Raw genomic sequence first — 12132 nt, forward strand, 5'->3', positions numbered from 1 at the left:
AACAATGACAGGTAGGTTGCTCAGTTAGACATGGTCTCTTCGGCAATGGCCTGGATTTCAGAAATCAGCTCCTCGCCAATTTGCGGCGCCCACTCCTCGTAGACCGGCTGCACCGCTTCCTGGAAGGCGGCAACCTGCTCATCGTTCAGGCGAGTAATTTCCATGCCGCGCTCTTCGAGCTGATTGCGCGACCAGTCGTCATACTCGGTGGCCAGCTGAATCTCGTACTCGGCAGACTGGCGAGCGGCTTCCTGTACCAGTTCCTGGTAAGCCGGATCGAGACTTTCCCAGGTGCGCTCGGACATCATCATGATGAACGGGGTATACACGTGCCGGGTCTCGGAACCGTAGTCCTGCACTTCGTAGAAGTTGGAGGTCAGGATGGTGCTCCAGGGGTTTTCCTGGCCATCAACCACGCCCTGCTCCATGGCGGAGAACAGCTCGCCGAAGGCCATCGGCGTCGGGTTGGCACCGAGGGTTTCCCAGATCGACAGGTGGACCGGATTCTCCATGGTACGGATGGTCAGGCCACCCATATCGAGGCCGCCAACGTCTTCAGGGGTCTCGACCGGACGCACGCTGTTGGAGAGCTGACGATAGCCGTTCTCGGAGAAGGCCAACGCCTTGATGCCGGTGCCATCGAAGGAATCGAGCATGTTCTGGGCGACATCGCTCTGCATGACCGCCACGGCCGCTTCACGAGTCGGCAGCAGGAACGGCAGGTCGAAGGCCGCAAGTTCCGGCACATAGGTGGTGGCCGGCGAGGAGGACGGATACGACATGTCGAGCGTACCGGTCTGCAGCATCTCCATCATCTGCACGTCGTCGCCCAACTGGCTGTTCGGGAAGATATTCACGGTCAGGCGGCCTTCGCTGCGCTCTTCGAGAATATCGGCGAAATACTGGCTGGAAATGTACTGCGGCGACGATTCGGCCAGGCCAATGCCCATACGAATGGTATGGCTACCGTGGTCCTCCACTACCTCACCATCGATGGCGGGTGGGTCAGACAGGTCCGGCGTCTGGGCATGAGCCATGCCTAGCCCCAGCGTCGCCGCACCGGCGAAAGTCAGGGTACCGAATAGAAATCGAGTCATGGCGTTTCACTCCACTGAAGATTATTCATTGTTGGGCGCGGAAGTACCGCTGCCGAATGATCGAGGCCGAGCGAGTCGGCCAGCGGCTATCGACGTTACCGGCAATGTTACCGGTAACTCTTAAGAAATGAGACTAGGTCCGGAGGCAGGGTAAGTCAACGCAGGAAGCCTGCCGAGACGTTAGACATTAGTCGCGATGCGGGCAGCGCAATGCCATTCAGGAACGCTATCAGACACGTGCCTTGATCCAGCGCGTGAGCCCAATCCAGAGAGCCGTGGCAGGTATCAGCAAGATCCCGGCGCCCAGCACCTGCGGATAACTGTAGACCTGCCAGCCCTTCAGTAGCCAGCGCAACAGCCCGAAGATGACCACAATATGGAAGATGAAGGCCTTGAGGGCGTCCGAGCCGATAACCACAATCGGCTTGAGACGGGCAGCGGCCTGAGCGTCGCCGAAGAGACATAGCGCCAGGATCACCAGGGCGCCACCCAGGCTGAAGAGCATGAAAGCGAGTTCGGGCGGATGCTTGCCGGCATTGTGCGCCATCGCCCTCAGCGCCGCGTCGAGCCCAGGCAACGAGACCGCCACGAATCCCAGCAGCATGGCCGTGCCGACCGCGGCCAGGGCAGGCACCAGGCGACGGCGCAGCGCGTCACGCTCGCGGCAGCGCAACACCGCCTCGCCGATCAGCAGCCCCAGCATGACCAGCGGCAGCCGCGAGAGCTGCCCCCAGGTATAGTGGTCGTCGTCCTCGACGAGGATCGCCTTGAGCGGCTCGATACCCCAGAAGTCAAAGTGGCGCTCCAGCCAACCGGCCAGCAAGGCGATGGCCAGTGGGCTCACCAGCCGCGACCAGAGCGGCATGCGTCGCCACAGCGGCAGTGCCCAGGGTAGCCACAGTAGCGCAATGGCATAGAATCCCAGGATCTCGACCCAGATGGCAGAGCGCTGGAAAAGCAAGGTATCGACGATATCCGCCACCGGGAACGCCGGTAGCATCTCGACCACCGTCAACACCTTGTACCAGAACAACACCTCGACCCCGCGCAGCAGCAATTTAAGCCGGCGTTGTGGCCAGTCCGCCGCGTCGGTCCTGGGCAGGAAGGCCACCGCCAGGGCGATACCGAAAACCATGATGAACAGCGAGGACGAAAACTTGGTGAGCAGGTGGATGGGTACCATCCCCCAGTCAGGTACCTGATCGATTCCCAGCAATCCGCTGACCGTATGGCTCAAGATCATCAGGGCGATGGCGACGCCCCGTGCCAGGTCGATCGCCTCGATGCGCCCCTGCGCCGCCGGAAGGGAAGGATGCTCCCCCAGCCGGTCCTGGATCGCCCGCCACGTTCCACTCCCTGACGGCATCATTCGCCCTCCAACCGCTCAACGCTTTCCAACCGCTCGACGCTTTCCAGCGTCAGCCGCCGTCCCTCGCGGGTCGAGAAACGGAAGTGGCCTTCGACCCGCACGGCCTCGCCCAGGTGGAGGGCGATGCGCTGGTGGGGAAATATCTCGACCCGGTTGAGGTCCTCGTCCTCGATCCAGTAGTGCAGCGGATCCTCGAAGTGGCGCACCACGCCTTGGGTGGCGACCCGGCTGTAGTCATGAGCCTCGGGGTTGTTGGCCAGCACTGCCAGGGGCACCTCGGTGACCGGCATCTCCCTGCCGCACCCCACGAGCAGCAGCCCGGCGAGCAGCTTCACCGCCAGGCCACCAGCGCTTCTCCGGGGTAGTCCCATCACGTCTCTCCTGCTGGTCGATGGTCATTCGCCATGAACGACGCCGGCGCCAGTATCGCCGAAGCGTCGCGGCTCCGTCATCGCCAGGGGTATCTCGCCAGAGTACTTTTCGCCCACGAGACCTCGGGGTAGGCTGAGCAGACACCCCTCCACCGAGAGTCGCCAATGCCGCGATCCTGCTCCTTGCGCCTCATCCCCCGCTGCTTCGGGGCCGCCCTGGCCTGGCTGGCCCCGCTCGCCGCCCTGGCCGATGACTGCCCTGCTCCCGGCCAGTGGCAGGTCGCCGGCGGCGAGACGCTGACCACCGCCGGCCTGATGCCCGAGCTCGCCGACACTGACGTGGTGCTGCTCGGCGAGCAGCACGATCGGCTGGCTCACCACCGCTGGCAGCTTCACACCCTGGCTGCCCTGCATGCCCATCGCCCCGAAATGGTGATCGGCCTGGAGATGCTACCCCGCGAAGCCCAGCCGGCACTGGACGCCTGGGTGGCCGGCGAACTCGACGAGGCGGCCTTCCTCGAGCAGAGCAACTGGCGCAGCGCCTGGGGCTTCGACCCCAACCTCTACCTGCCGATCCTGCACTTCGCGCGCATGCAGCGTATTCCGCTGCTGGCACTCAACGTCACCCCCGAGCTGCGCGGCCGCCTGGCCAGCGAGGGCTGGGAGACGGTGCCCGAGCAGCAGCGCTTCGGCATCACGCCACCGGCCCCGGCCCAGCCCGCCTACCGCGCGTCGCTGGCGGCGATCTATGCCGAGCATACCGACCGCGACGAGGACCCGGCGGACCTCGAGCGCTTCATCGCGGCCCAGCTGGTCTGGGACCGGGCCATGGCCACGGCCCTGGTGGAAGCCGCTGCGGCCGGCATCCTGGTGGCAGGGCTGATGGGCGAGGGCCACCTGGCCGACGGCGACGGCGTGCCCTACCAGCTCGACGACCTGGGCCTTGACGACCACCGCAGCCTCTTGCCCTGGGTCCCAGGCCCCGATTGCCAGCCGCCCGAGGCGCGGGCCGATGCCCTCTACGTGCTGGGCGACGAGTCCGACTTCCAGCCACCTGATCCGCCGCGCCTGGGGGTGCTGATCGGCGAACACGCGGACGGCATACTCGTCCAGGGCATCGTGCCCGGGAGTGTGGCCGAGACGACTGGCCTCGCCGAGGGCGATATCATCGTTACCGCGGCCGGCAGGCCCATGGTGGTTCCCGCCGACCTCACCGCCGTGATCGGCCGCCAGCCCCCCGGCACCCTGCTGCCGCTGGAGATCCGCCGCGACGGCAACCTCCAGGAGGTGCTCGCGCGTTTCCCGGCACCGACGTCATGAACCGGCCTGCCACGCGGCTGGCGAGCCGGCTGCTCGGTTTGGTCTGGCTAGCGGCTGGGGAATTCGCCTGGGGCGTGTCGGCGGATGCCCTCGCCACCCGCACCCTGATCATCCAGCTCGACCCGGCCAGTCGCATGATGCAGGGTGAACTGCACCAGGCGCTGCCGGCGGGTGGAAGCTTTCACCTGCTGGATGGCCTGACGGTGATTTCCGCCCGGCGCGGCGACGAGGCCCTCTTGGTCACGCAAAGTGCCGAGGGCCACTGGCGGATTCCACCAGGCGTCGATGCTGCGGACGCCGAAGCCCCGGTAACGCTTCGCTGGCGGGGCACCCTGCCCGAAGCCGACGAGCGCGACCGCCATCGCATGGCCGCCGACGGCTCCCTGCTGCCGACCCGCGCCGGCTGGTACCCGCACCTGGGCGACGCGGCCGGTCCGCTGTCGTTGACGATCCGGGTGCCGGAAGGACAGCGCGCGGTGGGCAGCGGCTCGCTGGTGGAGGAGCGGCGGGTCGAGGGCGATTATCTGGCCCGCTTCCACCACCCTCGCACCCGCGAGGTGGAGATCGCCGCAGGGCCCTGGCGACTGCGCGAGCGCGAGGTCGAGGGCGTGCGGCTACGCACCCTCTTCCCGGAGGGCCTGGACGAGGCCTTTGCCGAGACCTATCTGGCGCGGACCGCCGAGCACCTGTCGCTCTTCCAGGCACGCCTGGGCCGGCTACCCTATTCGAGCTTTACCATCGCCGCCTCGCCCGAACCGGTGGGCCTCGCCTTTTCAGGCTTCACCCTGCTCGGCGAGCGCGTCATCCCGCTGCCCTTCATCCCCCACACCTCCCTGCCCCACGAGCTGATGCACGCCTGGTGGGGCGCTGGAGTGGGTGTCGACTACCCGAACGGCAACTGGGCCGAGGCCCTCACTACCTACCTGGCCGACCATGCCCTGGCCCATCAGCGGGGCGAGGCCGAGACGATGCGCCGCCGCTGGCTGGCCGACCTGGCTGCCCTGCCCCCCGAGCAGGAAGCCGCCCTGGCCGCTTTCCGTGGCGGCTCCGACCCGGCCGGTCGTCTCATCGGCTACCAGCACGGCGCGATGCTCTTCCATATGCTGCGCCAACGCATCGGTGACGAGGCCTTCGACCGCGGTCTGCGCCACCTAGCCGAGGCGTGGATGCACCGCACAGCGGACTGGTCAGTATTGATCGAGGCCTTTGGCGAGGCCGCCGGCAAGCCCCAGGAGGCCTTTATCGCCCCTTGGCTCACCCGGCCTGGCCGCCCCTCGCTGCGCCTGGAATCGGTGCGGGTGGAGGCCCGCGACGGCGGCTTTCGGCTCGGCGGCGTACTGGTCCAGAGCGGCAGTCATGCGCCTTGGCCGCTGGCCGTGCCGCTGATGGTGGAAACCGAGGAGGGTCGGGTCAGCGTCAACCAACACATGGATAGCCTGCGCCACGTCTTTCAGGTCCCCTTGGCATCGCGTCCCCTGGCTCTCGAGGTGGACCCCGGCAGCGACCTGCTGCGCCATCCTGGCCCGACCCCAGCCATCCTGCGCCAACTGACGCTGGACCCGACCACCCGGGTGCTGGCACTGGACGACGCCCACCGCCACCTGGCACGACAGGTGCTGGGGCGAGAAGCCGAGGCGCTTCCAGTATCCGCTGACTTGCATGGTCACGCGGGCTCACCGCTGCTGGTAATCGGCACCACTACGGCCCTTCGCGAATGGCGACGGGCCAACGGCCTGCCCTCGCCGCCGCAGCCGCTGGAGACCGCCGGACAGGCCCGCTTCTGGATGATACCGGACCAGCGGATCGGCCTGCTCGGCGGCGACGATACCGACGCCCTGGCCCTGCTCGCCGCCTCACTTCGCCACCACGGCCAACGCAGCTACGTGGTGCAAGGGCGCGACGGCCAAACCCGACAGGCAGGCACCTGGACGGTCGAGGAAAACCCGTTACGGGCGACCTTCCCCCGCTGACAAGATGGCACCACAGCTCGTGCACAGGCATCATGGGCGCCCTTTACCCATCCAACGTTCGTGAGGTTGACCACGCCGATGAGAATTTTGATTCGTACCTTTTTTCGCGGTCTGCGCCTGGTGCTGGCGCCGGTCATGCTGATTTCCGAGAAGCTCTCCACCCCCCGGGCCATCGAGCGCAGCCCCGAGGCGCAGGCCCGGGTCGACGCGGCGTGCCGAGACCTGGCGCTCTATCAGTTCCGTACCTGCCCGTTCTGCATCCGGGTGCGCAAGGAAATCGCCCGCCTGGGCCTGAATATCGAACTGCGCGACGCCCAACGCGACCCCGAGCACCGTCGCGAGCTCGCCGAGGGCGGCGGCCGGGTCAAGGTGCCCTGCCTGAAGATCGCCCACGCCGACGGCGCGAACGAATGGCTCTACGAGTCCGACGACATCAACGCCTGGCTGCACCGTCGCTTCGGCGAGGCCGAGGCCCAGGCCGCCTGACCCGCCGCGCTCACGGGGGCGCACAGGCCTCGGCCGGCTGACGGTGGGCGGCGGCACTTGCCCTGTGCAGGCGGGCCACCTACACCTTGAAGATGGACTCCCTTCCGGTACGCCCCGCTTCCGGCCGTGGTCCCCTGGCCGTGGTCCGCTTCCTGGGCCTGGTGCTGCTGGGGGCCCTCGTCGGCGCCGTCGCCGCCCTCCTCGCCGTGGGCTTCGTCAGCGCGGTGAGTGCCCTCAATGATCTGCTGCTGATCTCGCCGCGCAGCCACATGATGTTCGACCACCCCGGCCTGTTGCTGGTCGCCACCGTCGCGGTGCCGGCGCTGGGCGGTCTGGTGGTCGGCCTGCTGCACCTGGCCATCCCCGAGCAGCGCCCCCATGCCCCGGCCGATGTGATCGCCGCGGTGCAGACCCGCCGGGGGCGGCTGCCGCCCCGGGCCGGGGGGGCTCTCGGCGCTGAGCGCCCTGGTCTCGCTGGGCTCCGGGGCCTCGGTGGGACAGTACGGCCCCCTGGTGCACCTGGGCGCTACCCTGGGCTCGCTGGGCGCCCAGCTGCTGCGTCTGGGGCGCTCCGATGACAACATCACCATCGCCTGCGGGGTGGCCGCGGCCATCGCCACCGCCTTCAACGCCCCCCTGGCGGGCATCGTCTTCGCCCACGAGGTGGTGCTGCGCCACTACGCGCTGCGCGCCTTCGCGCCGGTGGCCGCGGCGGCGCTGGTCGGCTACGTGATCGCCACCAATGTGCTCGAGCGCGGCGCCCTCTTCCACGTCGTCGACACCGCCGTGCCCCGCCCCTGGGAGTTCGTGGCGTTCCTGGCCATCGGCGGCCTGGGGGCGCTGGTCGCCGGCGCCTACATGCACGCCATCCTCGGGGTCACGCGCCTGGCCGGCACCCTGACGCTCGCGCCGTCGCTACGTCCGGCCCTGGCCGGTGCGCTGCTGGGCCTCACCGCCCTTTGGGTGCCCGACATCCTCGGCATGGGCCAGGAGACCCTGCGCTTCGCCACCATCGCCGGCGCTTTCGGCAGCGCCGAGCTGCTGCTGGTGCTGGTGCTCAAGATCGCCGCCACGGGACTCTGCCTGGGCATGGGCTTCAGCGGCGGGGTGTTCAGCCCGGCGCTGGTCATCGGCACCCTGTTCGGCGCCCTGTGCGGGAGCCTGGTCGGCCAGCTCAGCGGCGCGCCCCAGGAGACCTTCGTGTTCTATGCCGTGTGCGGCATGGTGGCGGTGACCTCCCCGGTGATCGGCGCCCCCCTGACCAGCCTGCTGATCGTCTTCGAACTGACCGGCAGCTATGCGCTGACCACCGCCGCCCTGGCCAGCGTGACCCTGGCCAGCCCCATCGCCGCCCAGCTCTTCGGCCGCTCGCTGTTCGATATCCAGCTCGAACGCCGCGGCCTGGACCTCTCCGCCGGGCGCGGACGCGCCGTGCTGCGCACCACCCCGGTGGCCGAGCACCTGACCGACGACTGCGTGACCCTGCACCCGCAGACCCCGGTGGCCGAAGCAGTCACCACCCTGTGCCGGGCCCGGCATGGCGAGGGCTACCTGGTCGATGAGCGGGGGCGCTACCGGGGCTGCGTGAGCCTGGCCGACCTGGAAGCCGCGCGGGAGTCGACGGCAGGGCCGGCGCGAGTCGACGAGGTGGCGACCCTGGCGCGACCGGTACTGCAGCCGGATACCTCGCTGTGGGACGCCATGGCCGAACTGCAGGACGTCACCGGAGAGGCCCTGCCGGTGGTCGACCCCGCCGCGGATGATGCCTTTCGAGGCGTGGTCTTCGAGTCGAGTATCGCCCGCGCCTACCTGGCGCACAGCGACGAACTGAGCCGGGAGGAACATGGCACGGGATGAATGCAACCAGCGGCTGGCGAGCGCACCGAGGTTGGCGCTATTGGGGCTGGCACTGTTCGCGGCCGTGCCCGGCCGGGCGGACGACGACACCCTCACCGTGCTGAGCTGGGGCGGAGCCTACGAGCGCGCCCAGCAGGCTGCCCTCTTTTCCCCCTATACCGCCGCCACCGGCACGCCCATCGAGGTGGCGCAGTACGACGGGGGGCTCGAGGGGCTGCGTCGTGCCGTGGCCGAGGATGAGGTGTCCTGGGACCTGATTGACATGACCCGCAGCGAGGCCATGGCCGCCTGCGCGGAGGGGCTGCTCGAGCCGCTCTCGCCCGCGCTGCTGGCGCCCGCCCCGGACGGCACGCCGCCGGAAGAGGACTTCCTGCCGGACAGCTTCGGGCGTTGCGCCATTACCCACAGCATCTTCGCCACCGTGGTCGCCTACCGCCGCGACGCCTTCCCTGGCACGCGCCCCGACAGCATCGAGGATCTCTTCGACCAGCAGCGCTTCCCTGGGCCCCGGGCGCTGCAGCGCACCCCGGCGGTCAACCTGGAATGGGCGCTGCTCTCCTATCGCGTGCCCCACGAGGAGCTCTATGGACTGCTGAGCACCCGGCGCGGCCTGGACCTGGCGCTGGCGCGCCTCGACAAACTGGAGGAGATCCACTGGTGGGAAGCCGGCGACACCCCGCCGCAACTGCTGGCCGAGGGCGAGGTGGCGATGGCCTCGGGTTACAACGGCCGCTTCTTCGATGCCATGGTCAACCGTGGGGCGCCCATCGAGATCCTCTGGGACGGTCAGGTCCAGGAGCACGAGACCTGGGCGATCCCCCGCGGTGCGCCGCACCCCGAGGCGGCCCGCGACTTTCTGCGCTTCGCCACCACCACCGAGCGCCTCGCCGACCTGTCACGGCACATCCCCTACGGCCCGGCGCGTCGCTCGGCGGCGGTACGCGTCACGACCCACCCCGACAGCGGCGTGGACATGCGCCTGCACATCCCTACTCATCCGCTGAATGCCGAACGCGCTCTGGCCAAGGACGAAGTCTGGTATGCGCGCACCCTGGGTCGCATGCGTGATTACTTCGAGGCCTGGCTGGCGACGCGGGAGGCGCAATGACGCTGCCCCGCCCTGTAAGCTAGGCCCGCGAGGCCCGCAGCAGCAGGTTGCGCGGGGTCAGCTCGCGTGGACAGAAGGTCCCGAGTTCGACCGTGAAGCCCGCCTCCTCGAGTCGGAGCGCCCTGTCCAGCACCAACCAGATTTCCAGCGGGCGGCGAAACAGCTGGCGCACCAGTTCCAGGCGCGCCACTTGTGCCTGGCGCCGTCGCCCAGCCTGCTCATATACGCGCCAATCGACGCTCGTCGGCAACACGAGGCCCTTCTGGCAGGCGGCCCAGTGACAGAAGCCCGCGAACGTCTCGGGCAACTGTCCGTAGGCGAGACTTGGCACCGGCAGATAGGTATCGATGTCTCGCACGTCACGCTGCAGCGCATCGAAGCCCAGCCGCCAGGCGTTGGCTGCCTCACGGTGCTGGCGAACGTGGCGTGGCGCGGTAACGGTCTCCTGGACGGCCATGGCCAGATCCTCGCGCTCGAGTACCAATCCATGCGTCTCGGCGAGTTGCCTCCCCCGTCGTGAAAGCGGTCGATAGCGCTCGGCCACGGTGCGGTGGTAACAACATGGCGCCAACGTGAGGGCACTGCCGTGCTCGGCGGATAGCTCGATCAGGCGTCGATGCAAGTCGCCACAGGCATGAAGTGCGGCGACGTGAGTGGTCGACGACAACCACTCACCTGCCCCGGCGGCCATCACGTCCTGATGCACCAGGCGCACCGCCGCCCCTTGCCGCTCGGCTAGCCGGGTCCCTGCGTCGCACAGCCCGGCCTGCCATTCCAGGGCCGTGACGTTCATCTCGTGCCGGCGCGCCAAGGTTCTCGCCAGGTGTCCCTTGCCGGCGCACCACTCCACCAGGTGTTGCTCCGGGCGCAGCGTCACCCGCGGTACAAAGGCCTCGATCTGCTGCCATTTGCGCCCGCCGATATGCGCAGCCCAACTGGCGGGGAGTCCTTGCTTGTCACCGGGCATTTCGTCCAGCGCCACCAGCTCGGCAAGGAGCATCACCGGCAACCAGTCGGAAAGCGGCGAATCGATGAAAGGCGCAGCCTGCAGCCGCTCGCACTCGGCATCCTCCAACGCCAGCAGCCGGCGCTCCAGCGAATGAAAGGGCGCCGGCCAGGGCAGCCCGCGATGCATGAATGGTAGTGGCCGCCAAAGCGCCTGCCACTCGGCCAGCAACGCCGTCAGGCGGGCAAAGCGTGTCGGTGTGTCGAGAATCACTTAGCGGCCGTCAAGCCGAGCCGCTCATGCCACTCTGCGAGGCTCTCCTCGGGATAGACGGCGAAACATTTATCGTCTTCGCGGGCATCGACATCCACCCAGTTGGCCTTGCTGTCCAGCAGGAGATGGACCCGTTCCGGCGGGACCGGCAGCGGCGTGTCGATGGCCGAGGCGAAGGGATGCACCAGCGCCGGCCAGCGTGGGTCGTAGACCCAGAGCGCGCTGGCGCAGCGCGAGCAGAAATGTCGCTCGCCGGGACTTTGCTGCCCGTCGATCACTGCATGATAAATACTCTTGTGTTCGGCGCCCGACACCTCTAGCGTCTCGGCCAGGCCGCCCAGATTGATCGCGTAGCCGCCACCACCCGCCGTCTTGCGACAGATCGAGCAGTAGCAGCGCTGATAAGGATAAGGGTGTGGCGACTCGACGCTGAAACGTACCGCGCCGCAGTGACATGAGCCTTCCAGAAACATGGGAACACCTCGCTTGTCAGTGATGTATTGTCCGAGTCATGGCGGCCATCCCCCGTCGGCCCCAGCTTTTTCATCAGAGGAGGAACCGGTGAACACGCCACCGCTTGCCATTGCCAGGACACCGCTGGTGGTCGTCTATGGCACCTTGAAGCGCGGACTGCGCAACCACCATTGGCTCCAGGGGGCCGAGTTTCTGGGCAGCGACCGCCTCACCACGGCGACCCTCTACGACCTCGGCCCCTACCCGGGCGCCAAGCCCGAGCCCTCCCGAGGCGTCGAGGTCGAGGTATTCAGGGTCAACGCCAGGCTGCTGACCAATCTCGACCGGCTGGAGGGCTACCAGGTTCGCCAGCCGAAACGCGGCACCTACGACCGTGCCATCCATGCAACCACTTTCGGCCCCGCCTGGCTTTACCTTTACAACCACGATATTGCGGGTTGCCCGGCCATCCGCGAGGGCGGTTGGCCAGCCGCTGGCTCCCCTCATGGAAACTGAACGCCAGGGGCCGCGTCTACCTCGATGACCCACCGCAGGTGTTGGACCTATCCAAGGAAGCGGCAGCAAGGAGGCGGCATGCACATCGAAATACTCACACTACGAATCTCGCTCCCGGGGTGCGGTTCCCTCAAGGAGAAGCGTCAGCGAATGGGCGGATTGCACGAACGCTTCGGACGCAACCCCGCGGTGGCAGTCTGCGAGAGCGCTGATCACGACAGGCTGGACGCCAGTGAATGGACCTTCGTGGTCGCCGCCATGTCATCGCAGAAGGTCGGCTCCCTCTGTAGCGAGATCGAGGACAAGGTTCAGCGCACCGTGGATGGTCGGGTCATGGAGGCCATACGCGAGGTGGTGTAGCGCTTC

The 12132-nt window shown here is 67.8% G+C and carries 13 protein-coding genes; 8 read left to right on the forward strand and 5 right to left on the reverse strand.

What is annotated here, in order from left to right:
- Window positions 1–20 precede the first annotated feature (20 nt).
- The 3 genes from BM341_RS11140 to BM341_RS11150 all read right to left on the reverse strand — a co-directional run bounded on the left by BM341_RS11140 (window position 21) and on the right by BM341_RS11150 (window position 2837).
- Entirely contained in the window at window positions 21–1097 is a 1077-nt protein-coding gene (locus tag BM341_RS11140) for a TRAP transporter substrate-binding protein (protein WP_089795917.1), read from the reverse strand.
- A gap of 229 nt (window positions 1098–1326) precedes the next feature.
- Window positions 1327–2466: a heparan-alpha-glucosaminide N-acetyltransferase domain-containing protein gene (locus tag BM341_RS11145; RefSeq protein ID WP_425431993.1), complete on the reverse strand. Its 1140-nt coding sequence runs from the start codon at window positions 2464–2466 to the stop codon at window positions 1327–1329.
- The gene (locus tag BM341_RS11150; protein WP_089795918.1) at window positions 2463–2837 is read right to left on the reverse strand and encodes a hypothetical protein; all 375 of its coding nucleotides are present in this window, start codon (window positions 2835–2837) and stop codon (window positions 2463–2465) included. The genes BM341_RS11145 and BM341_RS11150 overlap by 4 nt, the downstream gene beginning before the upstream one ends.
- Before the next feature lie 165 nt (window positions 2838–3002).
- Between BM341_RS11150 and BM341_RS11155 the strand changes: the two genes are divergently transcribed.
- The 6 genes from BM341_RS11155 to BM341_RS11175 all read left to right on the forward strand — a co-directional run bounded on the left by BM341_RS11155 (window position 3003) and on the right by BM341_RS11175 (window position 9578).
- Entirely contained in the window at window positions 3003–4157 is a 1155-nt protein-coding gene (locus BM341_RS11155) for a ChaN family lipoprotein (protein WP_089795920.1), read from the forward strand.
- Window positions 4154–6127, forward strand: coding sequence for a M1 family metallopeptidase (locus tag BM341_RS11160; protein ID WP_089795922.1), 1974 nt, complete (start codon window positions 4154–4156; stop codon window positions 6125–6127). Before BM341_RS11155 ends, BM341_RS11160 begins: the two co-directional genes overlap by 4 nt.
- A gap of 78 nt (window positions 6128–6205) precedes the next feature.
- Window positions 6206–6613, forward strand: coding sequence for a glutaredoxin family protein (locus tag BM341_RS11165; RefSeq protein WP_089795924.1), 408 nt, complete (start codon window positions 6206–6208; stop codon window positions 6611–6613).
- Between the two features lie 224 nt (window positions 6614–6837).
- Window positions 6838–7191 (forward strand): hypothetical protein, encoded by a 354-nt coding sequence (locus BM341_RS19540; RefSeq protein WP_245784255.1) that lies wholly within the window; start codon window positions 6838–6840, stop codon window positions 7189–7191.
- Window positions 7106–8470 (forward strand): chloride channel protein, encoded by a 1365-nt coding sequence (locus BM341_RS11170; protein ID WP_245784256.1) that lies wholly within the window; start codon window positions 7106–7108, stop codon window positions 8468–8470. The genes BM341_RS19540 and BM341_RS11170 overlap by 86 nt, the downstream gene beginning before the upstream one ends.
- Window positions 8457–9578, forward strand: a complete 1122-nt coding sequence (locus tag BM341_RS11175; RefSeq protein WP_089795926.1) for an extracellular solute-binding protein — start codon at window positions 8457–8459, stop codon at window positions 9576–9578. Before BM341_RS11170 ends, BM341_RS11175 begins: the two co-directional genes overlap by 14 nt.
- Before the next feature lie 19 nt (window positions 9579–9597).
- On the opposite strand, the gene BM341_RS11180 is transcribed toward BM341_RS11175, so the two are convergent.
- Together BM341_RS11180 and BM341_RS11185 are read right to left on the reverse strand one after the other, a co-directional pair.
- The gene (locus BM341_RS11180; RefSeq protein ID WP_245784257.1) at window positions 9598–10797 is read right to left on the reverse strand and encodes a methyltransferase; all 1200 of its coding nucleotides are present in this window, start codon (window positions 10795–10797) and stop codon (window positions 9598–9600) included.
- The gene (locus tag BM341_RS11185) at window positions 10794–11270 is read right to left on the reverse strand and encodes a GFA family protein (RefSeq protein ID WP_089795927.1); all 477 of its coding nucleotides are present in this window, start codon (window positions 11268–11270) and stop codon (window positions 10794–10796) included. Before BM341_RS11185 ends, BM341_RS11180 begins: the two co-directional genes overlap by 4 nt.
- Before the next feature lie 88 nt (window positions 11271–11358).
- Here BM341_RS11185 and BM341_RS11190 point away from each other — a divergent pair, with 88 nt between their 5' ends.
- Together BM341_RS11190 and BM341_RS11195 are read left to right on the forward strand one after the other, a co-directional pair.
- Window positions 11359–11766, forward strand: a complete 408-nt coding sequence (locus BM341_RS11190) for a gamma-glutamylcyclotransferase family protein (RefSeq protein WP_089795929.1) — start codon at window positions 11359–11361, stop codon at window positions 11764–11766.
- A 78-nt stretch (window positions 11767–11844) separates the two neighbouring features.
- A complete protein-coding gene (locus tag BM341_RS11195) occupies window positions 11845–12126 on the forward strand; it encodes a DUF503 domain-containing protein (RefSeq protein WP_089795931.1) in 282 nt (93 codons plus the stop codon).
- Window positions 12127–12132 lie beyond the last annotated feature (6 nt).

The organism is Halomonas korlensis, from assembly GCF_900116705.1.
Classification (GTDB): Bacteria; Pseudomonadota; Gammaproteobacteria; order Pseudomonadales; family Halomonadaceae; genus Halomonas; species Halomonas korlensis.